The organism is Streptomyces canus (assembly GCF_001514145.1).
In the GTDB taxonomy this organism is placed as follows: Bacteria; Actinomycetota; Actinomycetes; order Streptomycetales; family Streptomycetaceae; genus Streptomyces; species Streptomyces canus.
Genome location: NZ_KQ948658.1, coordinates 853,291 through 877,748 on the forward strand (window position 1 = coordinate 853,291; position 24,458 = coordinate 877,748).

21 protein-coding genes and 1 pseudogene are annotated in these 24,458 nt (G+C 71.0%); 11 read left to right on the forward strand and 11 right to left on the reverse strand.

The features are described from left to right. Positions 1-9: 9 nt before the first annotated feature. The 7 genes from AQJ46_RS13270 to AQJ46_RS13300 all read right to left on the reverse strand — a co-directional run bounded on the left by AQJ46_RS13270 (position 10) and on the right by AQJ46_RS13300 (position 8,266). Positions 10-429, reverse strand: a complete 420-nt coding sequence (locus AQJ46_RS13270) for an aggregation-promoting factor C-terminal-like domain-containing protein (RefSeq protein ID WP_059205738.1) — start codon at positions 427-429, stop codon at positions 10-12. A 285-nt stretch (positions 430-714) separates the two neighbouring features. Continuing rightward, positions 715-1,524, reverse strand: coding sequence for an ECF transporter S component (locus tag AQJ46_RS13275; RefSeq protein ID WP_059205739.1), 810 nt, complete (start codon positions 1,522-1,524; stop codon positions 715-717). Further along, the gene (locus AQJ46_RS13280; RefSeq protein ID WP_059205740.1) at positions 1,521-3,251 is read right to left on the reverse strand and encodes an ABC transporter ATP-binding protein; all 1,731 of its coding nucleotides are present in this window, start codon (positions 3,249-3,251) and stop codon (positions 1,521-1,523) included. Before AQJ46_RS13280 ends, AQJ46_RS13275 begins: the two co-directional genes overlap by 4 nt. After that, complete coding sequence (locus AQJ46_RS13285) at positions 3,248-4,423, reverse strand: energy-coupling factor transporter transmembrane component T (protein ID WP_059205741.1); 1,176 nt, start codon at positions 4,421-4,423, stop codon at positions 3,248-3,250. The genes AQJ46_RS13280 and AQJ46_RS13285 overlap by 4 nt, the downstream gene beginning before the upstream one ends. Further along, positions 4,416-5,045 (reverse strand): SCO2322 family protein, encoded by a 630-nt coding sequence (locus AQJ46_RS13290; protein ID WP_059205742.1) that lies wholly within the window; start codon positions 5,043-5,045, stop codon positions 4,416-4,418. The genes AQJ46_RS13285 and AQJ46_RS13290 overlap by 8 nt, the downstream gene beginning before the upstream one ends. Further along, entirely contained in the window at positions 5,042-6,217 is a 1,176-nt protein-coding gene (locus tag AQJ46_RS13295) for a prenyltransferase/squalene oxidase repeat-containing protein (protein ID WP_059205743.1), read from the reverse strand. The genes AQJ46_RS13290 and AQJ46_RS13295 overlap by 4 nt, the downstream gene beginning before the upstream one ends. Positions 6,218-6,712: 495 nt before the next feature. After that, the gene (locus AQJ46_RS13300) at positions 6,713-8,266 is read right to left on the reverse strand and encodes an alpha/beta hydrolase (protein WP_059205744.1); all 1,554 of its coding nucleotides are present in this window, start codon (positions 8,264-8,266) and stop codon (positions 6,713-6,715) included. A gap of 582 nt (positions 8,267-8,848) precedes the next feature. On the opposite strand from AQJ46_RS13300, the gene AQJ46_RS13305 reads away from it, so the two are divergent. Continuing rightward, positions 8,849-9,826 carry a hypothetical protein gene (locus tag AQJ46_RS13305; protein WP_059205745.1) on the forward strand — a complete coding sequence of 326 codons (978 nt, stop codon included), beginning with the start codon at positions 8,849-8,851 and terminating at the stop codon, positions 9,824-9,826. A gap of 285 nt (positions 9,827-10,111) precedes the next feature. Here the strand turns inward: AQJ46_RS13305 and AQJ46_RS13310 are convergent, their stop codons facing one another. Further along, on the reverse strand, positions 10,112-10,714 hold the full coding sequence (locus tag AQJ46_RS13310; protein WP_059205746.1) for a TetR/AcrR family transcriptional regulator: 603 nt from the start codon (positions 10,712-10,714) through the stop codon (positions 10,112-10,114). 93 nt (positions 10,715-10,807) lie between these two features. Between AQJ46_RS13310 and AQJ46_RS13315 the strand changes: the two genes are divergently transcribed. The 3 genes and pseudogenes from AQJ46_RS13315 to AQJ46_RS52115 all read left to right on the forward strand — a co-directional run. Next, positions 10,808-11,236, forward strand: coding sequence for a nuclear transport factor 2 family protein (locus AQJ46_RS13315; protein WP_059205747.1), 429 nt, complete (start codon positions 10,808-10,810; stop codon positions 11,234-11,236). Then, entirely contained in the window at positions 11,233-12,072 is an 840-nt protein-coding gene (locus AQJ46_RS13320; protein WP_059205748.1) for an NmrA family NAD(P)-binding protein, read from the forward strand. Before AQJ46_RS13315 ends, AQJ46_RS13320 begins: the two co-directional genes overlap by 4 nt. A 30-nt stretch (positions 12,073-12,102) precedes the next feature. Then, positions 12,103-12,362: pseudogene (locus tag AQJ46_RS52115) on the forward strand (IS630 family transposase); the annotation flags it as partial. Between the two features lie 104 nt (positions 12,363-12,466). Here the strand turns inward: AQJ46_RS52115 and AQJ46_RS13330 are convergent. Continuing rightward, positions 12,467-13,492 carry an MBL fold metallo-hydrolase gene (locus AQJ46_RS13330; protein ID WP_059205750.1) on the reverse strand — a complete coding sequence of 342 codons (1,026 nt, stop codon included), beginning with the start codon at positions 13,490-13,492 and terminating at the stop codon, positions 12,467-12,469. A gap of 168 nt (positions 13,493-13,660) precedes the next feature. On the opposite strand from AQJ46_RS13330, the gene AQJ46_RS13335 reads away from it, so the two are divergent. Both AQJ46_RS13335 and AQJ46_RS13340 read left to right on the forward strand, forming a co-directional pair. Then, complete coding sequence (locus AQJ46_RS13335; protein WP_059205751.1) at positions 13,661-15,118, forward strand: aldehyde dehydrogenase; 1,458 nt, start codon at positions 13,661-13,663, stop codon at positions 15,116-15,118. 6 nt (positions 15,119-15,124) lie between these two features. Continuing rightward, positions 15,125-15,358: a ferredoxin gene (locus AQJ46_RS13340; RefSeq protein WP_059205752.1), complete on the forward strand. Its 234-nt coding sequence runs from the start codon at positions 15,125-15,127 to the stop codon at positions 15,356-15,358. Between the two features lie 241 nt (positions 15,359-15,599). On the opposite strand, the gene AQJ46_RS13345 is transcribed toward AQJ46_RS13340, so the two are convergent. Further along, positions 15,600-19,175: an NACHT domain-containing protein gene (locus AQJ46_RS13345; RefSeq protein ID WP_059205753.1), complete on the reverse strand. Its 3,576-nt coding sequence runs from the start codon at positions 19,173-19,175 to the stop codon at positions 15,600-15,602. Between the two features lie 182 nt (positions 19,176-19,357). On the opposite strand from AQJ46_RS13345, the gene AQJ46_RS56190 reads away from it, so the two are divergent. Next, entirely contained in the window at positions 19,358-19,531 is a 174-nt protein-coding gene (locus AQJ46_RS56190) for a hypothetical protein (protein ID WP_167368210.1), read from the forward strand. Between the two features lie 13 nt (positions 19,532-19,544). Beyond that, on the forward strand, positions 19,545-20,408 hold the full coding sequence (locus tag AQJ46_RS13350; RefSeq protein ID WP_059205754.1) for a tetratricopeptide repeat protein: 864 nt from the start codon (positions 19,545-19,547) through the stop codon (positions 20,406-20,408). A gap of 10 nt (positions 20,409-20,418) precedes the next feature. On the opposite strand, the gene AQJ46_RS13355 is transcribed toward AQJ46_RS13350, so the two are convergent. After that, entirely contained in the window at positions 20,419-21,099 is a 681-nt protein-coding gene (locus AQJ46_RS13355) for a TetR family transcriptional regulator (RefSeq protein WP_059205755.1), read from the reverse strand. 161 nt (positions 21,100-21,260) lie between these two features. Here AQJ46_RS13355 and AQJ46_RS13360 point away from each other — a divergent pair, with 161 nt between their 5' ends. The 3 genes from AQJ46_RS13360 to AQJ46_RS13370 are packed head-to-tail and all read left to right on the forward strand — an operon-like array spanning position 21,261 to position 24,456. After that, positions 21,261-22,661 (forward strand): glycosyltransferase family 4 protein, encoded by a 1,401-nt coding sequence (locus AQJ46_RS13360; RefSeq protein ID WP_059205756.1) that lies wholly within the window; start codon positions 21,261-21,263, stop codon positions 22,659-22,661. After that, positions 22,655-23,389 (forward strand): class I SAM-dependent methyltransferase, encoded by a 735-nt coding sequence (locus tag AQJ46_RS13365; protein ID WP_059205757.1) that lies wholly within the window; start codon positions 22,655-22,657, stop codon positions 23,387-23,389. Before AQJ46_RS13360 ends, AQJ46_RS13365 begins: the two co-directional genes overlap by 7 nt. Further along, the gene (locus tag AQJ46_RS13370) at positions 23,386-24,456 is read left to right on the forward strand and encodes a prenyltransferase/squalene oxidase repeat-containing protein (protein ID WP_059205758.1); all 1,071 of its coding nucleotides are present in this window, start codon (positions 23,386-23,388) and stop codon (positions 24,454-24,456) included. The genes AQJ46_RS13365 and AQJ46_RS13370 overlap by 4 nt, the downstream gene beginning before the upstream one ends. Positions 24,457-24,458: the final 2 nt, after the last annotated feature.

Consider the following 24,458-nt stretch of genomic DNA (forward strand, 5'->3'; position numbering starts at 1 on the left):
CGCGGTGGCTCAGTACCAGCCGTTGGCCTGCCAGAAGGACCAGGCGGCGGTCGGGCTGCCGTAGCGGGAGTTCATGTAGTCCAGGCCCCACTTGATCTGGGTCTTGGCGTTGGTCTTCCAGTCCGAGCCGGCGGCGGCCATCTTCGAACCGGGCAGGGCCTGGACCAGGCCGTAGGCGCCGGAGGAGGAGTTCATGGCGTCGACGTCCCAGCCGCTCTCGTGCTCGACGATCTTGCTGAACGCGGCGTACTGCGCGGCGTTCGGGATCATCTTGTGCGCGATGGCCTTGGCCTGGGCGGGCGAGTTCGTGGTGGCCGCCTGAGCCGGCGCCGCGGTCAGGACCAGGCCGGCGGTGGCGGCGGCCAACGCGACGGTGGTGATGGCCTTCTTGGGGGAAGAGATGCGGCGGGCGATGCGGGAGACGGACACGGAGAACCTTTTCTTCGGGGACGTGGGTGCCGCTCGCAGACCCGGGGGACATGCGGCGGCGCCGAGGCCCGTGGGCTTGTCGGCGCCGTGCGACGTGGTCCAGAGAAACAGGCCCGGAAGGCGTCCGCAATGACCCCTTTTACTAGTTGTGGTCGAATCGCCGGGAAAGGGTATCCGTGTGACCTGGCTCTCAAAGTGCAGGTCAGAAGGGGTGCAGGGTGGGTGTTATGTCTGAAATGCTCCTACTGTTCCCATTAGTAGGTGACCTGGGTCATGTGGGGTGCTTCACCGCTCAAGCGCCTCGAATGTGACCTGGGCCTCGAAGGCGGCGCGCCGGGTGGCCCGGCGGAGCGCCCTGAGGAGGGCCGGACCGAGGGCGAGCGTCAGGACGACGGTCACCAGGGCCCGGCCGAGGTCCCAGCCCAGGGACGTGGCCAGGCAGTACGTGACGAAACGGGCCAGGTTGGCGGGGACGCCGGCGTTCGGGTCGAAGGCGATATTCGAGGCGAGGGCGCCCATGAAGGGCCAGCCGGCCATGTTCATGGCGGTGCCATAGGCGAACGCGGCGAGGAAGCCGTACGCCGCGAGGAGGCGGACCTCGGCCCGGCCCCTCGTCCGCTCAGCGCCCGGCAGCAGGCCCGCGCCCATCGTGAACCAGCCCATCGCCAGCATCTGGAACGGCATCCACGGACCCACCCCGCCCGTGAGCAGGGCGGACGCGAACATCGTGACGTTGCCGAGCACGAAGCCGAAGCCGGGGCCGAGAACCCGGCCGCTGAGCACCATCAGGAAGAACATCGGCTCGATGCCGGCCGTACCCGCGCCGATCGGTCTGAGTGCGGCGCCGGTCGCGGCGAGTACCCCGAGCATGGCCACGGCCTTGGGGCCAAGGCCCGACTCCGCGATCGCCGCCGCGACCACCGCGACGAGGAGGACGAGGAGTCCGGCGAAGAGCCAGGGGGCGTCCTGGGTGTGGGTGCCGACCCGGGAGGTGGGCGGGGCGAGGAAGGGCCAGCCGAAGGCGACGACACCCACGGCGCTGACCAGGGCGAGGGTGAGCAGGGAGCGGGGGCCGAGGCGTACGGCTCGGGTCATGTCAGGGCCCTTCGAACCTGGGTCACCGTGAGCCACCGCTGAGGGGCGAGGATCTTGCTGACCTGCGGGGCGAAGGAGGGGGAGGCCGTGATGACGTCCGCCGCCGGGCCGTCGGCGATCACCTCGCCCTCGGCCAGCAGGATCACCCGGTGGGCGAGCTCGGCGGCGAGTTCCACGTCGTGTGTGGCCAGCACGATCGCGTGGCCGCCGGCGGCGAGTTCCCTCAGCAGATCGACGAGGCGGGCCTTCGCGGCGTAGTCCAGGCCGCGGGTCGGTTCGTCGAGGAGCAGGAGGGGCGGGCGGGCGGCCAGGACCACGGCGAGGGCGAGGGCGAGCCGCTGTCCTTCGGAGAGATCGCGGGGGTGGGTGTCGTCGGTGACGCCGGGGAGGAGGTCTTCTACGAGGGCGCGGCAGGTGCCGGGTGTTGTGTGGGCGTCGGTGTCCGCGGCTCGGCACTCTGCGGCGACCGTGTCGGCGTACAGGAGGTCGCGGGGTTCCTGGGGTACGAGGCCCACGCGGCGTACGAGGTCCTGCGGGACGGTGCGGTGGGGCTGGGCGCCGCCTACGCGGACGGTGCCGGTGGAGGGTTCGACGAGGCCTACCAGGGCGTTGAGGAGGGTGGACTTGCCGGCGCCGTTGCGGCCCATGAGGGCGATGGTCTCGCCGGGGTGGACGGTGAGGTCGATGTGGCGCAGGGCCTGGACGCGGGCTCTTCGGACGGAGAGGGCCTGGACTTCGGCGGTGAGGTGGGTCGTGCTGGGCGTGGGGCGACTGCGGCGGGGACGCCAGCGGCGGAATGCCCGGCCTTCGGCCGGGATGCTGTTCCCACCCGCACCACACGTGCGGCTTTCGTCGTCGGGTGCGGGTGGCCCCTGCGGGGCGGTCTCGCCGTCGGCGGCTGCGGGTGCCTGTGCGGCGAGTCGGTCCCGTAGAGGTCCTGCCTGGCGGCGGGCGTTGCGGACCGTCAGGGGTAGCGGGGACCAGCCCGCCAGCCGGCCCAGGTCCACCACCGGCGGGTACACCGGGGATACGGCCATCATCTCGGCCGGGGTGCCGAAGACCGGTGCCTCCCCGGGGGCGGGCAGGAGGGCGACCTGGTCGGCGTACTGGATGACGCGTTCCAGGCGGTGTTCGGCCATGAGGACCGTGGTGCCGAGATCGTGGACCAGTCGTTGGAGGACGGCGAGGACCTCCTCCGCGGCCGCGGGGTCCAGGGCCGACGTCGGTTCGTCCAGGACCAGGACCCGGGGATGCGGAGTGAGGACCGAGCCGATCGCCACGCGCTGCTGCTGGCCCCCGGAGAGGGTGGCCAGGGGACGGTCGCGCAGGGACGCCAGGCCCAGCAGGTCCAGGGTCTCCTCCACCCGGCGGCGCATCACCGTCGGCGACAGGCCCAACGACTCCATGCCGTAGGCGAGTTCGTCCTCCACGGTGTCCGTGACGAAGTGGGACAGCGGATCCTGGCCCACCGTGCCGACCACGTCGGCCAGTTCGCGCGGCTTGTGGGTACGGGTGTCGCGGCCGGCCACCGTGACCCGGCCGCGCAGGGTGCCGCCGGTGAAGTGCGGGACGAGCCCGCTGACCGCGCCGAGGATCGTGGACTTGCCGACCCCCGACGGGCCCACGAGCAGCACGAGTTCACCCTCCGGCACCTCGAAGTCGACGCCCCGGACGGTGGGTTCGGCTGCACCGTCGTACGTCACGGAGACATCCTCGAAGCGGATCACGACGACGGCTCCTTGGAAGTGGGGGCGAGGAAGGCCGGCAGCAGGCCGAGCAGGACGGCCGCGGCAGGCAGCAGAGGCAGGGTGGGCGCGACGAGCGGCACCACGCCGGGGTGCAGGGCCGCCGGATCGGAGGCGCCTGCGAGGAACATCGCCACCGCCACGGCCGCGCCGGAACCGGCGACCAGGAAGGACCGGACGTCCCAGCGGTCCGGGCGGTAACGGGTGCGCGGGGTGCGGCGGCCGCCCAGACGCAGACCGGCGAGGGCGGCGGCGAGTCCGGCGAGCAGGACGGGGATGCCGTACGTGCCGCCCTCGGCGGTGAGCAGTCCGTACGTTCCCGCGCAGACTCCGAGCAGGCCGCCGAGGGTGAGCGCGGTGGTCGTACGGCGGACTCGGGGCGGGACCTCGGCCGTACGGCCGTAGCCGCGGGCGTCCATCGCCGCGGCGAGGGCGACCGAGCGCTCCAACGCGCCCTCCAGCACCGGGAGTCCGACCTGGAGGAGACCGCGGATGCCGGAGTCCGGGCGGCCCCGGAGGCGGCGGGCGGAACGGAGGCGCTGGACGTCGGCGATGAGATGGGGGGCGAAGGTCAGGGCCACCACCACGGCGACGCCGAGTTCGTAGAGGGCGCCGGGGAGGGACTTGAGGAGGCGGTGCGGGTTGGCGAGGGCGTTCGCCGCGCCCACGCAGATGAGGAGGGTGGCCAGTTTCAGGCCGTCGTAGAGGGCGAAGACGAGGGACTCCGCGGTGACCCTGCCGCCCAGCCGGATGCCCTGCGCCCAGTCGGGGAGGGGGAGTTCGGGGAGGGTGACGAGCACGTGCGTGCCGGGAATGGGGGAGCCCAGAGTGATCGCGAAGAGGAGACGGACCAGGAGGACGGCGAGGGCGAGTTTGACGAAGGCGGCGTAGGAGTGGGACCAGGGAGTGGTCCGGCGGCAGGTCGCCACCACGTACGCGGAGGTGGTGATGAGGAGGGCGAGGAGGAGGGGGTTGGTGGTGCGGGTGGCCGCTGTCCCGAGGGAGAGGGCCCACAGCCACCAGGCGCCGGGGTGCAGGGGCGCGGGGCGGTGGACCTGAGCCGGGGCGGGTGCGCTCGTCGGCGTCGGCCGGGTGCCGCCCGTTTTCGGGGCGGCGGCACGACCGCCGGCAGGCCGCGCGGGTGCGTTACGCATGCCGGCGGCGCCTCGCCTGCCATACCGCCGCCGCGCCCAACGCCACCACGCCCGCCGCTCCCACCCAGAGGCCCACCGACGGGCCGTCGTCCTGCTTTTTCTCGGCGGGCGCCGGCTTCGTCGCTCCCGTCACCTGCTCCCCGCACCCCGTCTCCGGATACCCCGCGATCGCGCACAGCAGGGCGTTGGTGTTGTAGCGGAGCGGCTTGGCCGCCGTCGCCAGGGCCTCCGCCGTCGTCGCGTCGCGGGGTACCACCGCGCACTCGGTGCGCCGGGCCGGGGGCGTCTCGCCGGACGGGGCGTCCGAAGCCGTACCGAAGTCGAGGACCAGGGCCACGCGCTTACGGCCGTCCCGCGCCGCCGTGTCCCCGCAGATCGCCGTGAACGACGCCGTCCCGCGGGGCGTGTCCGCGTCCGCCGAGTCCTCGCTCACCGCGAAGCGGAAGCCCTGGACGTCGCCGTCGGAGGGGACCGCCGTCGAGGGGCCCTCGGTGGCGTAGGTCCAGGTCGAGCCGGTGCGGTCCCAGAAGGACCAGTAGCGGTACCCGGCGGCGTGGGCCGGGCTCGCGGTGGCCAGGAGGAGGCCCGCCAGGAGGGACAGGAGGAGTGCCCGCCGGGTCACGGCTGCTTCCTCTTGTTGCGGCTGCTGAGCAGGAAGCCGACGCCCGCGCCGGCGGCGAGACCCGCGCCGACCATCCACCAGACGGACGTGTCGGAGTCGTCCTGGGACGCGGTGACCGGCGCCGGTCCCGTCGCGGTCAGCTGCTTGACCAGGTCCGTGCCGCCGAAGTCGCTCGGGTCGGCGCCACCCGCCTCGGCGGCGAGGATCAGCTGGGCGTATGCCGCCGGGCCGTTCTGCTCGGCCCACTTCGCGGAGTTCCGCTCCAGCCAGCGCAGCGGACCCGAGGCCGCCGCCGTCCCGCCTTGCGCGGCCAGCGCCACGACCGCGTCGGCCGTGTTGCCGTAGTCGGGCTGGTTCTCGGAGCCGGGCAGGGCGGACGTCAGGTGGCCGTCCTTCGCGACGGCCTTCGCCAGGTAGGCCGAGCCGTTGGCCGCCGCGTCCCCCGGAGTGGGGCGGGCCGCGTCGGTGCAGGCGGCGTTCTTCTTGTCGCCGGCCTTCACCGAGACCATGCTCTGGCCCAGCGCACCGACGACGGCCGCCGCGGTCGCGTCCGCGTTGGCCGTGAGCTTGCCCTTCTTGTCCGGCTGGTAGGCGAACGCGCCTCCGTCGGCGCACGGCAGGGACAGCTTCAGCAGGGCGTCGTAGGGCGACTTCGCGCCGTTGCGGATCGTCGAGACCGGGGTGTGCTGGGTCATGAGTGCGCCGATGACAACTGACGTCGAGTTGGCGTCGCTGGCCCCGCCGGGGGTGTAGCCCCAGCCGCCGTCCTTGTTCTGGACGGACTTCAGCCAGGTCACCGCCTTCGTGACCGCGGTGCCGTGCCCGCCGACCGCGGACAGGGCCTGCGCGGCGGCGGCCGTGCTGTTGGTGTCGACCATCAGCTTGGCGTCGCAGGCCTTGGCCGGGTTCGCGCGGAACGCCGGGAACGCCCCGCTCTCGCACTGCTGCCCGGCCAGCCAGTCGACGGCCGCGGCGGCGGGCTCCGCGTGCACCCGGTACAGGGCGATGAGCGTGAGCGACTGCCGCCAGACCCCGTCGTACGTGGGGTCGCTGCTGCCGTACAGCCCCGAGGGCAGGGACGGTGACGGAGACGGCGCGGCGGCCACGGCGGGTGTGGCCGTGCCGATGGCGACGGTGGCGGCCAGGACCGCGGCGCTGCGGCGGACGTTCATGATCGGCGGATGCCCTTCTCCCTGCGGAGAGCCGGACAGCGCGGGAGGACCCCGGGCGGCTCGGCTCCGTATACCTCGACGGTGCCGCGCACCGGCCGGTCTCCCAGGCCCTTGGGGCACTGGGGAAGGGGAAAGCGCCGGAATTGCACCGGCTTCCCCCCGTACGGCATGTGATGACGACCTGGCTACTGTACTCGCCCGTAGGGAAGCGGCTGAGGGCCGGCCAGGGGAGCCTCGATACCGGTGAGCAGACTGACCGACCAGGAGGGGCAGAAACGGCAGGAGAGCGTGCGCCGGGGATGCACGTCTCTGTGGCCGAGGCCGTCCGGAGCGACCTCGCAACCCGCCTGCGCATCGTCCGGCCGCTCTGCCCCGACCACCGCACCGGCACCCACCCAAAAGGCGGTCTCGGACCGGGCGGTGTGGTGGTGCACGCCCAGGGCCCCTGCGAACGAACCAGTGTGCCGACGACCGCCCGGCGGATCCGTGCGGGCCTCAGGACATGCTGCCCCGGCACACCGTCCCCACGGCCGGAGTGCGGCCCGTGCGGAGGTATGTGCCGACCGCCTCCGCGACGCAGCGGTTCTGCGGGTATGTGCCGTGGCCCTCCTCCTCGGCCGTCAGGAGCACGCCGACACCGTCGCCCAGGGCGCGGGCCATGTGCCGGGCGCCGGGATACGGGGTAGTCGGATCGCCGGTACCGCCGACCACAAGGACGGGGGCCGCGCCGTCGGCATTCACCTGGGGCGTGGCGCGCTCGCCGTCGAACGGCCAGTCGTAACAGAGGTAGACGCCAGTGGACCAGGCCGCGCCGAAGACGGGTGAGGCGGCTTTGATGCGGGCCTTGTCCCTGTCGAGGCGTTCGAAGCCAGGACGCAGGCTGGAGTCCGCGCAGGTGATCGCGATCAGGGCGGCGCGGCTGCTGTCGCGCGGGGTCGCTGCGCGGTCGGCGGAGCCGATGTCGTCCGCGCCCTTGCTCAGCGGACCGCCGTCGTTGTGGTCGATCAGAGCGGTGAGCGCCTTGGCGAGCGGCGACCAGCCGTCTGTGCCGAGGTCGAGATAGTCACTGACGGTGTACGCGAGGTCGTCGGCGTCGAGGTTCCTTCCGCCGCCGGCCGGGGCGGGCGTCTTCTCCAGACGGTCGGCCAGGCGCGCCATGCGTCGCGCGGCCTCCTCGGGCCCATCGCCCGTCGGGCAGTGGCGGATACGGGCCGCGCAGTGCGCAGCGAACCGGTCGAACGCCGCCTGGACCGCCTTGACCTGCGACACCTGTTCCTCGTTGAGGTCCTCGGTCGGATCGACGGACGCTTCGAGGACGAGCCGTCCGACGTGCGACGGGTACAGGTGGGCGTAGACCGCGCCGAGCGCCGTTCCGTACGAGACGCCGAAGTAGTGCAGCCGCTCGTCGCCGAGGAGGTAGCGCATCAGGTCGAGGTCGCGCGCGGTGTGCGAGGTGCCGATGTACGGGAGGAGCGCCCCGGAGTGCTCGGCGCAGGCGTCGGCCCCGTCGTAGCCGGTGTCGTCCGCGTTCTTGCCGCAGCGCACGGGGATGGTCGCGCCAACGCCGCGCGGGTCGAAGGAGACCAGGTCGTAGCGGTCGAGGAGCGGCTTGTACTGGTTGAGGCGTTCGGGTAATCCGCTCACGCCGGATACGCCGGGGCCGCCGAAGTTGAGGACGAGCGAGCCGATGCGCCGGGCGTTCGGGCCGGTGGCCTTACGGCGGATCAGGGCGACGTCAATCGTCCTGCCATCTGGTTTCCGGTAGTCGAGGGGGGCCTTCATGGCGGCGCAGTCGTAGCCCGTGCGCGCGGTGGGCGGCGAGGTGCAGCGGGACCAGTGGAGGTGCTGGCCGGTGGTGACCGCGGTGGGCAGACCGGCGGGCGGGTTGTTCGCGGTGAACTCCGTACGCGGCTCCGCACTCCGGCCGGGAGCGTCGTGCTGGAGCCAGGCGCCGACGGCCCCGATCGCGGCGAGGACGACCCCGGCGATAATCCGCGCACCGACCGAAAGGCCCGTTCTGCGGCTTCGTATCGGATGTGCGTCACTCATCGAAATCCCCGCGCTCCCGCCCCTGGACGCCCGCCCCGTGCCCGCTTGTCCGTGTCCGTGATCGTCCGATCGTCGAATGAATGCAGAGTACAAGCCGTCTCCGACAGGCGAATTTCCAACTGGCGAGCCGTCTCCGGATAGCCCAGACACTCGCGAGACGCCTGGCGCCGCCTTGACACCCTCCCTCCGTCGCACCCCGCGCCCGGGACCTCGACTGGTGGGACCGCAGCGGAGGCGGCAGTTGAAGCTGCTCCCGGAGATCGGCTGCCATCTCCTTCAGCCCGGTCAGCCCGGCGGTACGCACTGCCTGGCGATACATGGTGTTGCTGGTGTGCGCAGGGTCGAGTGCCGTTCCGGCCGGCGCGGTTACTCGACTGGAGCTGCGACATAAGGGCGATGCGGTACTCAGGCTGACCCCGTCAGCCGTCAGAAGCTGTGAACGAACCCTTGCCGTCTGCCGCGAAATGCTGCGCCACGAGGGTTTGTTCATGAGACTGAGCGCGATATGGGCCTGCGATACCAGATTCGGCGTGCGCGCCCCCGGAATATCAGGCGGCCTGACCTGGGAGTTAACCTCAGCGGATGATTCCTGCACCGCCACCGAAGGTCGTCACGCGCCACCGCGACGGCCAGATCCATGCCTACGTCGTGGACTCCAGTGCCCGCGGGACGCTGGAGCCCACCGCGATTTTCCAGCCGCGGGCCGGCGACGAGGTCGTGGAGTCGGCGGTCCGGCACGATCTGGACCAGGTCGTGTACACGACGCTGAACGGTGTCATCTGCCTCACGCGTGCCGGCGACCTGGTGTGGTCTTCGCAATTCGAGCCGCACTCTGACGTACGCCATGGCCACCGGCCTGGCTGTGCGCTGTCTCTGGACGGCCGAACGGTGTGGGTCTACCGGCCGGACGCGATGGCGGGACGCGGGGGCGGAGACGAGTGGGTCGTACACGACGCCGAGAACGGTGTGATCCTCGCCCGCCGGGAGCTGGCGACGGTCGGGCACGGCGCCAGCCACCACGTGCACCCCGCGGACGGCAGCGTCTACCTCGACATCGGTGAGGGCCAGGACGGCTCCGTCATCATCCGGGGTACGGGTGCCATCGACAGCCAGCCGGAGTTCGTGACGTACCCGTGGTCGGACCGCTGCCTGATCGACCTGGCGCCGTCCGGGCAGCAGTTCATGACCGTCGACCACGATCAGGCGGACGTCACCTTTCACGACCACCCCAACGGGAACGTGCTCTTCACCCTCCCCGTCGAGGCCTTCGGGTACGACCCGGAGGAGTGCTTCGTGGAATGGAGCGGCGGCTACCTGACCGATGACACGGCCGTTGTCACCCTGGGCGGTGAGAGCCAAGACGAGGAGGAGTGGTTCCGCCACCACCTGATTGACGTACGCACAGGCACGCTCAGCGGCGAATTCGCCGTCGAGGTGAGCAACCCGTACGAGCTGGTGCCCCTGGGCGACGGATCCTGGCTCACTGACGGCCCCGGCGGCCATCCCGTCCGTTGGCCCGGCGCTCCGAAGCCGCCCGCACCACCGCACCCGGCAGGTTGAAGGCGGTCAACGCCTCGGGACCGGCCGGCCTCACGCCGTGCCCGCGCCGGTGTGCGGCCGTCAGCGCGAGGTCTACCGGCGTGGTCACTGGCCTGTCCGCGCGCACAAACGCGTCGGTCAGCTCGAACAGCGTGTCCCCGCGCGCGGTCAGGCGGTCGAAGAAGTCGTTCCTGAAGCCTGACGCTTTCGCGAACCGTTCCTGGGGACCGGTGCCAGGCAGCAACTCACCTAATCTGCCGGACGCGAACGGGCGCGGAACGTGTTGGACAAAGCAGTCCTGGGCGCTCAGCCCACTGCCCCCGTCGCCGCACGCGGCTGAAGGATTCTGGCGGTGAAGGCCGCGAGGTGTGCCCGCAGTTGCTCCCGGGGCATGTGCTGGTGGCCGACGAGGTGTTCGACGAGGTCGGCGCGGGTGGCGGCCAGCAGTGCGTGAGCGGTGAAGGCACTGTCGGTGAGACCGGGGATCCGTTCCAGTACGGCTTGAAGCGTGCTGTGCCACCGTTCGTAGTGTTCGGCCTGGTAAGGGCTGCCGCTGCCGGTCTCCTCCAGAGCCAGGGCGAGGTGGCGGTTGTCCAGCTTGAAGCACAGGAGCGCGTCGAGCAGGGCGGGTACGCGCTCCAGCGGCGGGGCGGCGGGGCCCAGGGGCGGCGGCCCCGCTTCGACGGCGTTCCTGACCGGTTCGAGCCGTTCCGCGTACAGCGCCTGGATCAGGCCGGTGCGATCACCGAAGGCGCGGAAGAGCGTCCCTTTGCCGACGCCGGCCGCTGCCGCGATGTCGGCCATGGTGACGGCCTCCGGGCTCTCGCAGCGGGCGAAGAGGCTGTCGGCCGCCGCGAGGACGGCCGCCCGGTTGCGCACTGCGTCCTTGCGTGGCCTGCGTTCGGGCATGCGGTTTCTTCCTCCGATTGCAAAACGGACCCCGGGTCCGTATCGTCGAAGTGAACCGGACCCACGGTCCGCATCTTACGGGACGGAGTACTCATGCCCACGCATACGGCACCGGCGGACCTGTACCGCCACGGCCTGAAACTGCTGCTCGACAAGGACATCGCCGCCTGGATCGACCTCTGGGACGACAACGGGGTCTTCGAGTTCCCGTTCGCGCCCGACGGCTGGCCCAAGCGGCTGGAGGGCAAAGCCGCGATCGCCGACTACATGCGCGGCTACCCCGACCACATCGACCTCCACGACTTCCCGTACGTGGAGATACACCAGACCACTGCCGCGCAGACCATCGTGGTCGAGATGCGTGCGGTGGGCCGGCTGGTGGAGACCGGCAGCCCCTACGACATGACGTACATCGCCGTGGTGACCGTCGAGGACGGCAGGATCACCCGCTACCGCGACTACTGGAACCCGCTCGTGGTGCTCCAGGAATCCATGAGCGACTTCACGAGGAGCAGCCGATGAGCACGCCCGGTACGACCCTGGTCATCGGAGCCACCGGCACCACCGGCAGCCGTGTCGTCTCCCGGCTCGTGGCGGCTGGGCACCCTGTCAGGGCCGCCGGCCGGCAGGCCACCGAGGTGGGCGGCGCTCCGGCCGTCCGATTCGACTGGAACGACCCTGCGACGTTCGACGAAGCCCTCGACGGCGTGGACCGCCTGTATCTCATTCCGCCGCTCGGCTCCCGGGAGCCGGCCGCCGTCATGCTGCCCTTCCTCCGGCGGGGCCGCGCAGCCGGGCTGCGCCGCGTGGTGCTGCTCAGCGCGTCGGCGATCCCCTCCGGAGGTCCAGCCGTAGGGCAGGTCCACCAGGCCCTTCCCGGCCTGTTCGACGCGTGGGCGGTCCTGCGGCCCTCATGGTTCATGCAGAACTTCACCGGCGACCACCCGCACGCGCAGAGCATCCGCAAGGACGGAACCCTGCTGACCGCCACCGGCGAGGGTCGTGTCGGGTTCGTGGACGCCGACGACATCGCCGCGGTCGCCGTGCACGCCCTGACCACCCCTCAGGCCCCCAACACCGACCTGGTCATCACCGGGCCGCAGGCGTTGAGCTACGGCGACGTCGCAGCGGTCCTCTCGGAGGTCACGGGCCGGAGCGTCACCCATCGGCAGCTGACCTACGAGCAGATGCGCGACCGCCTGGCCGCCGGGATGCCCGCCGAGTTCGCCGAGTTGCTCGCCGGCATGGACCTCGCCATCGCCGAGGGAGCGGAGAACCGCACCACCGACACCGTCGAGTGCCTCACCGGCCGCCCACCGCGCAGCTTCCGTGCCTTCGTCGAGCAGGAAATGCTTTGAGGAGCGGGGCGTCCGAGGGGGACACCCGCACCCACGGGTCGGAGACCGTGCCGACCCGAGGTGCGCCGAGGCTCTGGCTGGGCACTCGCCGGTCATCCCGAGCGGCACACCCCGCGACCTGTCACCGCACCCACGGAGTGCGGTACTTCCACGGCTGCTACTCGATCGGCGACGACACCCTGGGGGGCGTCAACCGGCGCAGGAAGGGTGCCGGCAACACCCTGGTCGGCCTCCGGCCGATCCGCGCGGCCCGCCCGGACGGCGCCCCGATCTACGTCACCCTGGACAACCCCGCGACCTTCTCACGCCTCGCGCACGGGCTGCCCGATCCGCTCCAGCGGCTCATCCGCTCCCTCGCCGCTCTCGGCCCCGGTGAACCTTCCCGGTCACAGCACTAGCCAGCCATGTACGTCACCGGGTCGCTCCCCGTCACCGCCTCCGCGCGGCCCAGCTTCACCAGCCGCCGCAGATGCGCCTCGGCCTCCGAGACCGCGATGTTGCGTGATCCGTAGGGGATCTGGTCCCAGGGCCGGTTCCACTCCATGCGCTCGGCGAGCTGCCAGGGGGTGAGGGGATCGGCGAGGAGGGAGCGCAGGTCGGTGAGGCGTTCCTCGTGGTGGGCGAGCAACTGCCCCACGCGGGCGCTCGCGTCGGTGAAGACGTGCTGGTGGGCGGGGAGGACCTCGGCGGGGGCGAGGCGCCCGACGCGTTCCAGGGAGTCGAGGTAGTCGCCGAGGGGGTCGGTGACGGTGGCGTCGTCCGGGTCCTCGTACAGGCCGATGTGCGGGGTGATCTCGGGGAGCAGATGATCGCCGGAGAACAGCCGCCCGTGCCCCGGCAGTCCGGAGGGGTGCTCCTCCTCCAGGTGCAGGCAGACATGGCCGGGCGTGTGCCCCGGGGTCCAGATCGCGCGGAGCCTGCGGCCGGGGAGGTCGAGGAGTTCGCCGGGGACGATCTCGCGGTCGGGCAACGCGGGGGAGAAGCCGGGCAGTTCGCGGCGGCGTGCGGTGCGCAGGGGGGCCACGTGGTCCTCGGGGGCGCCCGCGGCCACCAACTTGGCCGTCATGTAGGAGAACCAGCGCTCGGCGCGGGTCTCGCGGGTGCGCCGCACGATCGCGGAGTCGGCCGCGTGCATCGCGATCCAGGCCCCGGACGCCTCCCGCACCTTGCCGGACAGGCCGTGGTGGTCGGGGTGGTGGTGGGTGATGACCACGCCGTGGATCTCGCCCACGCCGGTCCCGCACGCGGTCAGCCCCTCGGCGAGGGTGTCCCAGGAGTCCGGGTCGTCCCAGCCGGTGTCGACCAGCACCGGTCCCCGGTCGGTCTCGACGACGTACACGAGCGTGTGGCCGAGCGGATTGTCGGGGATGGGCACCTGAACGGACCGGACGCCGCCACCATGGTCGTACACCTGCGCCATGAGCACCCCAATCACCGCGTTCCCGTCACTATAACTAGAACGAGTTTCGACGGTAGCCCGAGGTCACCAACAGTCGCGGTGTGCGGCCCGTGGACTCCTCCCAGTAGAACTGGTATCAGTTCCGTATCTGATGGATCGTCAGTAAGTCGCCCCGGGGAGGCAGTCGCCATGACCGAGCTCGTGGAACACGGACAGCTGTTCATCGGCGGGGAGTTGACGGACCCCCTGGGCAAGGACGTCATCGAGGTGATCTCCCCGCACACCCAGGAGGTCATCGGACGGGTGCCGCACGCCTCGCGCGCGGACGTGGACGCGGCGGTCGCCGCCGCACGCACCGCCTTCGACGAGGGACCCTGGCCGCGGATGTCGCTCGACGAGCGCATCGAGGTCGTCACGAGGATCAAGGACGCCATCGCGGTCCGGCACGAGGAGATCGCCCGCGTGATCTCCTCCGAGAACGGCTCCCCGTACTCCTGGAGCGTCCTCGCACAGGCCCTCGGCGCGATGATGGTCTGGGACTCGGCGATCACGGTCGCACGCAACTTCACGTACGAGGAGACACGCGACGGAGTCCTCGGCCGCATCCTCGTGCGCCGCGAGCCGGTCGGGGTCGTGGCGGCCGTGGTGCCCTGGAACGTCCCGCAGTTCGTCGCCGCCGCCAAGCTCGCGCCCGCGCTGCTCACCGGCTGCACGGTGGTGCTCAAGCCGTCGCCCGAGTCGCCGCTGGACGCGTACATCCTGGCCGAGATCACCAAGGAGGCCGGGCTGCCGGAGGGCGTCCTGTCCATCCTCCCGGCCGACCGTGAGGTGAGCGAGTACCTGGTCGGGCACCCGGGGATCGACAAGGTCTCCTTCACCGGCTCGGTGGGCGCGGGCAAGCGCGTCATGGAGGTCGCCGCCCGCAATCTCACCCGCGTGACCCTGGAGCTGGGCGGCAAGTCGGCGGCCGTGGTCCTCCCGGACGCGGACGTCGAGGCGGCCGTCGCCGGGATCGTCCCGTCCGCCTGGATGAACAACGGACAGGCCTGCGTGGCCCAGACCCGCATCCTGCTGCCCCGCTCCCGCTACGACGAGTTCGCCGAGGCCCTTGCCGCGGCGGCGAGTGCACTGGTCGTCGGCGACCCGCTCGACCCCGCCACCCAGGTCGGCCCCCTGGTCGCCGAGCGCCAGCAGCGCCGCAACCTCGACTACATCCGCATCGGCCAGGAGGAGGGCGCCAAGATCCTCACCGGCGGCGGGCGTCCGGCGGGCCTGGAGCGCGGCTGGTACGTCGAGCCGACCCTCTTCGGCGACGTCGACAACTCGATGCGGATCGCGCGCGAGGAGATCTTCGGACCGGTGATCTGTCTCCTTCCCTATGGTGACGAGTCCGAGGCGGTGAAGATCGCCAACGACTCCGACTACGGCCTGTCGGGCAGTGTGTGGACGGCCGACGTCGAGCGCGGCATCGAGGTCGCCCGCCAGGTCCGTACCGGCACCTACAACGTCAACACCTTCAGCCTCGACATGCTCGGCCCCTTCGGCGGCTACAAGAACTCCGGTCTGGGAAGGGAGTTCGGCCCGGAGGGCTACGGCGAGTTCCTGGAGCACAAGATGATCCACCTGCCGGCCGGCTGGGAGGGGTGAGCGGCGATGGGAGACCGCTGGCACGTCGAGGTCGACCGCTCCCTGTGCATCGGCTCCGCGCAGTGTGTGAACACCGCCCCCGACGGCTTCCGCCTGGACACCGCCCGCCAGTCCCACCCCGCCGACCCGGAGACCGACGCCAACGAGAAGATCCTGGCGGCGGCGGAGAACTGCCCGGTGGAGGCCATCATGATCTCGCTGCTGGGGAGCGGGGAGCCGGTGTTCCCGCCGGAGGACTAGGGGCCGGGAAAATCTTGGTTTGAGGGGGTTCATTCCCGGACGAGAGTTCTACTCTGGACATAGGCCTACGAGGCGAGTGAGGGAGTCCGACCGACGTAGCCGACTCGGGCGAGAAGCGCAGGCTTCCGCCGGGGCCGACGTCGACGGTAGGGCTGAGAGGCCGAAGAGCAGCGGGAAGGCTCGACGGCGACCCCAAGAACCTGATCCGGACCATGCCGGCGAAGGGAACCCGTCTCGTAGGTCATTCGCGCCCCCGCCACGCCTGCTCCACCTCGTCGAACTGCTCGGCGTACGCGCCCTCCGGGAGGGCTGCGCGCAGACGGGGGAGGTCCGAGGGGCGGAGGAGGCCGATGGCGTGGGGTGGGAGGGCGGCGAGGATCTCCGGGGTGCGGGTAGCGAGCCAGTCGTCCAGGCCTATTTCCGCCGCGAGGCGGAGGAGGTCTATGAGAGCGGTGGGGTGGGTGGTGGCTGTGGTGGGGAGGTCGAGTCTTTCCAGCAGGTCGTCGAGGTGGTCGGTGATGCCCCAAGGGGGGCTGCCTGACCAGCGCCAGGTATGGGTGGAGTGGCTCAGGTGAATCAGTTCCAGGAGCCCTTCCAACGCTCCGAGGCGGTCGCCTGTGGAGAGCATCGGGCGAATGTTGTCGAGAGGCTCGGCCAGGTGGGGACTGCTGCGGTTCACAGCGTGGCGGAGGAAAAGCAGAAGCGCCTGGTAAGCGGTCCTGGTGAGAGGTACCGCATCAACGTCGTACGTCGCGCGCAACTCGTCGATGATCTCCGCGAGGGCTTCGTCCGTCAGGGCGGACGCGTCGTGGACCAGCTGGCGCAGTACGGCTTCCAGATAGGGGCCGCGCTCTTCGAACTCCAGCGCGCCGCCGACGTACCGCAGGCACTCCAGGTAGAGGCCGGGTAGTTCCGCTGGCTCGTACACGTCGCGGGTCAGCAGGGCGATCAGCGCATGCGCCGCCGAGTGGCACAGGTTGCCGGGCATGGGCCTGAACGCGGACATGGCGCTTGGAAACTGGAGCAGCATCGGGTAGCTGATGTGCAGCAACTGTTCGGTGTCACGATCGCCGACGAAACGGACCTGCCTGATCAGCTGGGGGACGGGCGTGTCGGAGAGCCGCTCCTCCAGCCGGTCCGACAAGGATCTGGAGGTCTCGGGCGGCGACACACCAATAGCCCAGTTCAGGGCGTGGTCGACCAGTGACGCCGGACGCGTGGTGAGGCGCAGGTCCACGTCTGCCGTGTACTTCACCGGGCCACGCCAGCACCGCTCGGGCGTGAGGGCCGAGGTCAACGCCGCCCACGACCCCACGGACAACTGTGCCTGCCAGCCCAGGGCATGCCTGCGCCATTCGGCCGTGGGGGCGAGGGAGTCGGCGAAGAGGTCCGACACGTGTACCTCGCCCGCCACCACCACCGCGATGATCACGAGGTTCATCTCGTACACCGCTTCCCGGTACCTCCTGCGCACCCGGACCGGGGCGTAGTCGACGTCGGTGCGGTGCTCGGGGCCCCACGAGACCGCGCGGAACAGGCTGAGGAGCGCGGGCAGCAGACCGCTGTGCCTACGGTCCCTCGGCCACGTCGTCAACATGTCCCGCAGGTTCTGCACGAGTTGGGCCCGGTCGGTGAGCGGGGCGAAGGACAGAAGCGCGTACAACTCTCCGTCGTCCCACGGGCCTCCGCCGTCGACGAGCCGCCGGAGCGCCCCCTCGATCCGCCGCGCCGCCAGATGCTCGCCGAAGGTCGCGTGCATGAACTCGTAGCTGCGCAGCCGCTCTTCCGTCACCACGGCCTGCGCCTCGTGCACGAAGAAGAACCGGCCGAACAGCAGCCCCAAGCCGTCGTCCGCCACACCGAGTGCCCGCAGAGCCCGGTCGGCTTCCTTTTCGCTGACGGACTGGGCGCCGCGGTGGAACATGGAGACCGCGATCACGGACAGGCGGTGCACCTCGCGGTCGACGGCCGTGGCCGCCTCGGCCGGGGGCAGTGGGCCGTCCTTGTCGACCTGGCGGCGGATGAACTCCGTCAGCAGCTGGTCGTACAGCTGCGTGCGGGTCATGTCCCGGTCCCGCAGCGAGTGCAGGGCGTTGCCGACCGCGTCGTACAGCGCCAGCATGAGCAGCAGCAGGGGCTGGGCCGCCAGGTCTCGGTGGGGGAGCACGACCTCCGGAGTCAGCGGTAGCAGCGCGTGTCGGGCGAAGTAGCCCGTGTTCGTGGTGTTCCAGACGTCGAGCCAGCGGTCGATCTCCGACTCGTCGAAGGGCTCCAGGCGTATGACCTGGCTGGTGGCGGGCACATCCGCCCGGTCGGCGACCACGGTGCGGCTCGTCACGATCACGATCAGTGGGCGGCCCTGCGCCGCCTCCCGTTTCTGGAACTCCTCGACCTCCTGCAAGTAGCCCCACTGGCGCGTCTGACCGAGCTTCTGTGCACCTGCCTGGAGCAGTTCGTCGAAGCCGTCCAGCAGGACCACCGGGATCGGGCCGGATTCCTGCTCCGACCAGTCCGGCCAGCTCACCTCCCGACCGGTGAGGTGCTTCAGCGTGTGCTCCAGCTGGCCCTGTATGTCCAACTCGGCCGGTGTGTACCGCAGTTCCACCCGCAAGGGGCGGAACTCACGCGCCGGGAGCCGGGCCGCCAGCAGCTTGGTGAGCAGTGACTTGCCCGCTCCGGGGTGGCCGAGCACGACGAGCGGTGCCAGCAGGGCAGGGAGACCGAGGAGGTGCGCGGCGAGGAATCGCTCGATGTCGTCGTGCAGCGGCTGATCGTCCCACCATTTGTCCGAGGCGATCCCGGGTCCGGTACCCCGGAGGTCGGGGACCAGCCGGAAGCGCGGTGTGATGTAACCCTCCGCGAGGCTGGGCAGCGCAGGTCCTGGGGAGTCGAGGACGGCGATCGGGCTGCGGAGGAGTGACCCGTGGGGTGTGGGGAGCCCGTCCTCGCCGGCGAACTGCGACAGAAGGTTCCCCAATCCGGCCAGGCCGGTTGTGGTGTTGGCCTCGCCGCTCGGTTCGACGCCCGGAAGACCCGCACCGAGCGCGAATTCGGGACAGGACCTGGCCAAGGGGGTGGACAGCCGGACGTAGTCGCTGACGATCCGTGACCGCTCGTTGTCCGTGAGGCCGCTGAGGTCCGCCAGCACGGGAGCGTGCGGCGGATGTCCGCCCTCCGTCAGGTCATAGATCTTGCTGTGGACCTTCGCGGGACCCGAGTTCCGCACTACAACGGCCGCCGTCAGCACCACGCGCGTGGCCTGGATCAGAGCGGCGCGTCGGACACCCTGGGCCGCTCGCACACGGTCCGGGAAATCCGCCAGCAGACCAGTCAGGAGCCTGGGCGGGTTCCGCTCGCCCTGAGGCACACTCAGCAGTGCGTCCACCGCGACCGTCGCCTCCACGCGCCCCTCGGTCAGCAGGTGCAGCGCCTCCTGGACGTCCATGCCGGCGCAGGCCATGGCGTCGGGCATCGGGACCGAGGGCGGTCCGGAAGCGACGGGAGCGGGAACACCCGCGACCCGCTCCCTGGCCTTCTCCGCCGTCCGCTCCAGTTCCGCATGCCGGCTCTTCCACCACCGGACATCCAGACTCATGCCCGACGGTGCCGCCCCCCCACCCGTGTTCTGCTCGGCGCACAGCCTGACGATCGTCCGGACGACACCCCAGTCCGGAACCTTGCGTCGCCGCCCGCCGAGCAGCTCCGAGACCGAGCTGATGCTCAGCCCCAGCGCGGCGGCGATGTCCCGCTGCGGTATGCGGCAGTCACTCACGAGACGGCCCAGTGCGACGCAGAAGTCCGCGACCGGACCAGTCATCGGTGTGGCCAACTCTCCCAACCCTTCGGTGCGGTTCGGCGAACGTCTCCGAAGCGTACGGCCTGACCTGCGTGATCCGCCGGGAGTTCGGGGTGAGTCGGGGTTCGTCCGGGACGGTGTTCCCGGGCGCGAAGGTCATGGCGCAAGCAGTTGGCCGTTGGCCCCGTTCCGGAGGAAACCCCATGCCCTTTCAGGCCGTTCAGATGCCCGTCCTGCTCGTCGCCCTCATCTTCCTCGCCTTCTACGTCGGGGTCGTCCTCCCTGCCGTATGGTCCCGTCGGCCCGCCCGCCGTACCGCTGCCCTCAAGGTCCTCACCCAGCTGCTCGGCGCGCTGCGACGCTGGAGGAACCGGTGAGCGCTGGGCAGGCGTGGAGAAGTCCGAGGCCAGGAAGCTGATCATGCAGGCGCGTGCGGCCTGGGACGCCGAGGAGTGGCTGCGCGCCGCCGAGCTGTACGAGCGGGTGCTCGCGCACTTCCCGGACCTGAAGGCCGGCGCCGTGTGGTGGTACGACGCCGCGCTCGCCCACAAGTTCCTGCGGAACTGGGCCAAGGCGTACGAGCTGGGCCGGGAGGCCGCGGCCCGCTCCCCGCGCGGCGAGGGCGACCCGGCGTACTGGAACCTCGGCATCGCGGCCACGATCCAGCGGGACTGGGCGACGGCACGGGACGCGTGGAGCGGCTTCGGCATCGAACTCCCCGACGGGGAAGGGCAGATCGACGCCCGCCTCGGGTACGCCTGCGTGCGCCTCGACACCGGCGGCGAGCGCGAGGTCGTCTGGATCGAGCGGCTGTGCCCGACCCGCGGCCGGGTCGTCAGCGTGCCCGTCACGGGCGGACGGCGCTACGGCGAGATCGTCGTCCACGACGGCGAACCGAAGGGCGAGCGGGTCGTCGAGGGTTCGACGTACACCGTCTTCGACGAACTCCTGCTCTTCGAGGCGTCCGAACTGCCCACCCTGGAGGTCACGGTGGCCGCGGGCGAGAAGGCCGACCTGGAGGCACTCCTGGAGCTGTTCACCGACCACGGCTTCGGCGCCGAACCGGCGAGCGGCGTCCGCATGCTGTGCGCCTGCTGCAGTGAGGGCACCCACGAACAGGAGCGCGCCGTCGACGCCGGCGCCCAGCAGGTCTCCCTCGCGGCCCCCGAGGAGGAGGCCCGGCGGCTGCTGGAGCGGTGGGCGGGGGAGACGGCGATCGGCCGGAGCTGGAGCGGACTGGCGGCCGTCGGCTAGCGCCGGGGCGCTAGGACCGCGGTTCCGTGAGGTCGATCAGGCGGCACACGGTCTCGATGTCGATCTTCACCTGGGCGATGGAGGCCCGGCCCGAGAGCCAGGTGATCAGGGCCGAGTGCCAGGTGTGCTCGATGACGCGGACCGCGGAGAGCTGCTCGGGCGTCGGGTCCTCAAGCCCCATGGCGTCCAGGATGATCAGCGTGGTCTGGTGGGAGACCTGGTCGACCTCCGGGCTCACGCTGCGGTCCGCGAAGGTCAGCGCACGGACCATCGCGTCCGCCAGGTGCGGCTCGCGCTGGAGCGCCCGGAAGGCCCGCATCAGGGTCTCCGCGACCCGCTCGGCCGCCGCCTCGCCCTGCGGCGGCTTCTTGCGGAGCGTGCCGTGCATGTGTTCCAGCTGGTCCTGCATGGTGGCGACCAGCAGATGGATCTTGGAGGGGAAGTACCGGTAGAGGGTGCCGAGCGCCACCTGCGAGGACTCCGCGACCTCCCGCATCTGCACCGCGTCGAACCCGCCGCGGCTCGCCAGCTGCGCGCTCGCGTGCAGGATGCGGCGGCGCCGCGCCTCCTGCCGTTCGGTCAGCGGCGGTGCGTCGGGTCGTGCGATGCCGGCTTCCACTCTGGCGGGCTTGGCCACCTTGTCCACCTTGGGTTCCGTGACAGTCCGTGAGGATGTGTGATCACTCAGCATGCCAGGGTGCCGGCCGTGGCGTGAATCACCCGATCCACCGCTCACAGGACCCCTACCTGCCGGTAGATTCAGAGCCTCCTGAACGATCAAGTCTGAAACTTGTTCTAGATTACCTTCTCGTCGTAATCTCGCGGGACAGTGCAGGCAGAAGGGGGCTCAGAGTGACCGCTGAGGCCAGTCAGGCAGGGGCCTTTGAGGGCCCGGCCGCCGACGGCGAGCGACCGCTCCGTATCGCGCTCCTCACCTACAAAGGGAACCCGTTCTGCGGGGGCCAGGGTGTCTACGTACGCCATCTCTCCCGCGAACTGGCCCGCCTCGGCCACCGCGTCGAGGTCATCGGCTCCCAGCCGTACCCCGTACTCGATCCGGGCTACGACGGTCTGAGCCTGACCGAGCTGCCCAGCCTGGACCTCTACCGCTCCCCGGACCCGTTCCGCACCCCGAAACGCGACGAGTACCGCGACTGGATAGACGCCCTGGAAGTCGCCACGATGTGGACCGGCGGCTTCCCCGAGCCGCTCACCTTCTCCCTGCGGGCCCGACGTCATCTCCGGGCCCGCAGCGGTGAGTTCGACGTGGTCCACGACAACCAGACCCTCGGCTACGGCCTGTTGGGCGATGTCGGCGCTCCGCTGGTGACCACCATCCACCACCCCATCACCGTGGACCGGCAGTTGGAGCTGGACGCGGCCGAGGGCCGGTGGCAGCGGCTGTCCAAGCGCCGCTGGTACGCCTTCACCCGGATGCAGAAGCGCGTGGCCCGCCGCCTGCCGTCCGTGCTCACCGTCTCCGGCACCTCCCGCCAGGAGATCGTCGACCACCTGGGCGTGCGCGACGACCGCATCCACGTCGTCCACATCGGCGCCGACACCGACCAGTTCTCGCCGGATCCGTCGGTGCGCGTGGTGCCGGGCCGGATCGTCACGACCTCCAGCGCGGACGTCCCCCTCAAGGGCCTCGTCTTCCTCGTCGAGGCGCTGGCGAAGGTCCGCACCGAACACCCCGGGGCGCACCTCATAGTTGTCGGCAAGCGGCCGGCCGAGGGCCCGGTCGCCCAGGCCATGGAGCGCTACGGCCTCGAAGGCGCCGTCGACTTCGTCAAGGGCATCTCGGACGCCGAACTGGTCGACCTCGTCCGCTCGGCGGAGGTCGCCTGCGTGCCCTCGCTCTACGAGGGCTTCTCACTCCCGGCGGCGGAAGCGATGGCGACGGGCACTCCGCTGGTCGCCACGACGGGCGGCGCTATCCCCGAGGTCGCGGGGCGCGACGGCGAGACCTGCCTGGCGGTCCCGCCGGGGGACCCGGGCGCACTGGCGACCGCCCTGAGCCGTCTCCTGGGCGACCCGGACCTGAGGGCGCGACTCGGCCGGGCCGGACGTGAGCGGGTACTGGCGAAGTTCACCTGGGCGAAGGCCGCGGAGGGCACGGTTGCCCGGTACCGCGAGGCGATCGCCGGCTCCGCCACCACGCTTCCCGGCCGCTCCGCGGCCTCTCAGGGTGTCGAGCTCGCACCCCCGACCACAGACACCGGTGTCTATCCCGAAAGCAGGGCCACGTGCTGACCGTCGACTTCTCCCGGTTCCCGCTCGCGCCGGGCGACCGCGTCCTGGACCTCGGCTGCGGGGCCGGCCGGCACGCGTTCGAGTGCTACCGGCGCGGCGCGCAGGTCGTGGCGCTGGACCAGAACGCCGAGGAGATCCGCGAGGTCGCGAAGTGGTTCACGGCGATGAAGGAGGCGGGTGAGGCACCGGAAGGGGCCACCGCCACCGCGATGGAGGGCGACGCCCTGGCCCTCCCCTTCCCCGACGAGTCCTTCGACGTCGTGATCATCTCCGAGGTGATGGAGCACATCCCGGACGACAAGGGCGTACTCGCCGAGATGGTCCGGGTGCTCAAGCCGGGCGGGCGGATCGCCATCACCGTCCCGCGCTACGGCCCCGAAAAGGTCTGCTGGGCGCTGTCCGACGCCTACCACGAGGTCGAGGGCGGCCACATCCGCATCTACAAGGCGGACGAACTGCTCGCGAAGATCCGCGAGGCCGGCCTCAAGCCGTACGGCACCCACCACGCGCACGCCCTGCACTCCCCGTACTGGTGGCTCAAGTGCGCGTTCGGCGTCGACAACGACAAGGCGCTGCCGGTGCAGGCGTACCACAAGCTGCTGGTCTGGGACATCATGAAGAAGCCGCTGGCCACCCGGGTCGCCGAGCAGGCACTGAACCCGCTGATCGGCAAGAGCTTCGTGGCCTACGCGACCAAGCCGCACCTTCCGCGGGTGGACGCGAAGTGACCACTCCCCGGACAGAACACCTCGTCCTGCCCGGGGTCCTCACCCCCGAGCAGGCCGCCGCGACCGTCGCCGGGATCCTGGCCGTACAGCGGGAGGACGGGGCGATCCCGTGGTTCCGCGGACATCACCTCGACCCGTGGGACCACACCGAGGCCGCGATGGCGCTGGACGCGGCGGGCGAGCACAAGGCGGCCGAGCGGGCCTACGAATGGCTCGCACGGCACCAGAACGAGGACGGTTCCTGGTACGCGGCGTACCAGGACGGGGACTTCGCGCAGGTCACCGACCGAGGCCGCGAGACGAACTTCGTCGCTTACATAGCCGTAGGAGTGTGGCACCACTATCTGTCCACCGGCGACGACATGTTCCTCGACCGGATGTGGCCGACGGTGTACGCGGCGATGGAGTTCGTGCTCGAACTCCAGCAGCAGGGCGGGCAGATCGGATGGAAGCGGGAGGACGACGGCAGCGCCCTCACCGACGGGCTGCTCACCGGATCCTCCTCGATCCACCACGCGCTGCGGTGCGCCCTCGCGATCGCCGAACAGCGCGAAGAGGCCCAGCCGGACTGGGAGTTGGCGGTCGGGGCGCTGCGGCACGCGATCCGCCGGCACCCCGAACGCTTCCTCGACAAGGACCGCTACTCGATGGACTGGTACTACCCGGTCCTGGGCGGGGCGTTGACCGGCGCGGAGGCCAAGTCCCGTATCGAGGAGGGCTGGGAGCGGTTCGTCGTGCCCGCCCTCGGGGTGCGCTGTGTCGTCCCCAACCCGTGGGTCACGGGCGGGGAGTCGGCCGAACTCGCCCTGGCCCTGTGGGCGACGGGCGAGTCCGACCGGGCGCTGGAGATCCTCCAGTCGATCCAGCATCTGCGGGACCCGGAGAGCGGCCTGTACTGGACCGGCTACGTGTTCGAGGACGGGGCGGTGTGGCCACAGGAGCTGACCACGTGGACGGCGGGATCACTGCTGCTCGCCGTCGCCGCGCTGGGCGGCCATGAAGCCACCTGCACGGTGTTCGGCGGGGAGCGCCTGCCGCTGGGCCTCGACCCGGACTGCTGCGCCTGAGA

Bases quoted from the DNA above. Each gene is read 5' to 3' on its own strand.
- AQJ46_RS13275 (WP_059205739.1), bottom strand. From the start codon at position 1,524: ATGACCCGAGCCGTACGCCTCGGCCCCCGCTCCCTGCTCACCCTCGCC.
- AQJ46_RS13285 (WP_059205741.1), bottom strand. From the start codon at position 4,423: ATGCGTAACGCACCCGCGCGGCCTGCCGGCGGTCGTGCCGCCGCCCCG.
- AQJ46_RS13295 (WP_059205743.1), bottom strand. From the start codon at position 6,217: ATGAACGTCCGCCGCAGCGCCGCGGTCCTGGCCGCCACCGTCGCCATC.
- AQJ46_RS13300 (WP_059205744.1), bottom strand. From the start codon at position 8,266: ATGAGTGACGCACATCCGATACGAAGCCGCAGAACGGGCCTTTCGGTC.
- AQJ46_RS13305 (WP_059205745.1), top strand. From the start codon at position 8,849: ATGATTCCTGCACCGCCACCGAAGGTCGTCACGCGCCACCGCGACGGC.
- AQJ46_RS13310 (WP_059205746.1), bottom strand. From the start codon at position 10,714: ATGCCCGAACGCAGGCCACGCAAGGACGCAGTGCGCAACCGGGCGGCC.
- AQJ46_RS13315 (WP_059205747.1), top strand. From the start codon at position 10,808: ATGCCCACGCATACGGCACCGGCGGACCTGTACCGCCACGGCCTGAAA.
- AQJ46_RS13320 (WP_059205748.1), top strand. From the start codon at position 11,233: ATGAGCACGCCCGGTACGACCCTGGTCATCGGAGCCACCGGCACCACC.
- AQJ46_RS13330 (WP_059205750.1), bottom strand. From the start codon at position 13,492: ATGGCGCAGGTGTACGACCATGGTGGCGGCGTCCGGTCCGTTCAGGTG.
- AQJ46_RS13335 (WP_059205751.1), top strand. From the start codon at position 13,661: ATGACCGAGCTCGTGGAACACGGACAGCTGTTCATCGGCGGGGAGTTG.
- AQJ46_RS13340 (WP_059205752.1), top strand. From the start codon at position 15,125: ATGGGAGACCGCTGGCACGTCGAGGTCGACCGCTCCCTGTGCATCGGC.
- AQJ46_RS13345 (WP_059205753.1), bottom strand. From the start codon at position 19,175: ATGACTGGTCCGGTCGCGGACTTCTGCGTCGCACTGGGCCGTCTCGTG.
- AQJ46_RS56190 (WP_167368210.1), top strand. From the start codon at position 19,358: ATGCCCTTTCAGGCCGTTCAGATGCCCGTCCTGCTCGTCGCCCTCATC.
- AQJ46_RS13355 (WP_059205755.1), bottom strand. From the start codon at position 21,099: ATGCTGAGTGATCACACATCCTCACGGACTGTCACGGAACCCAAGGTG.